This window comes from Sedimentibacter sp. B4, assembly GCF_000309315.1.
GTDB classification, from domain to species: Bacteria; Bacillota; Clostridia; order Tissierellales; family Sedimentibacteraceae; genus Sedimentibacter; species Sedimentibacter saalensis.
The window spans coordinates 1-240 of sequence record NZ_CANG01001007.1; the positions used below are offsets into that span (position 1 = coordinate 1).

The following is a 240-nucleotide window of genomic DNA, read 5'->3' on the forward strand; positions in this document are numbered from 1 at the left end:
TCGAGCCGGGCGGCCGAGGCCTTGGCGGCGTCCTTCAGGTAGGAGGGATCGCCGTTCTGCGTCCAGCTCCCGTCGCCGGGACGCAGGTGGCCGCCCTTCGTGGCGACGAGCACGTTGCTGGTGTCGGCGCCGTAGGAGCGCAGTGCCTCGGCGATCAGGATCTCGTTGTGGCCGACCTCGTCGGGACCCAGGCAGTAGGCATCCGCGGTGTCGATCAGGGTACTCCCGCGTCCAGCGCTG

General features: G+C 70.4%; 1 protein-coding gene. It reads right to left on the bottom strand.

The window, feature by feature from the left end:
- Positions 1 to 240, bottom strand: a 240-nt coding sequence (locus BN358_RS24950) for an aldo/keto reductase (protein ID WP_198018536.1), incomplete at both ends; no start/stop codon positions are given.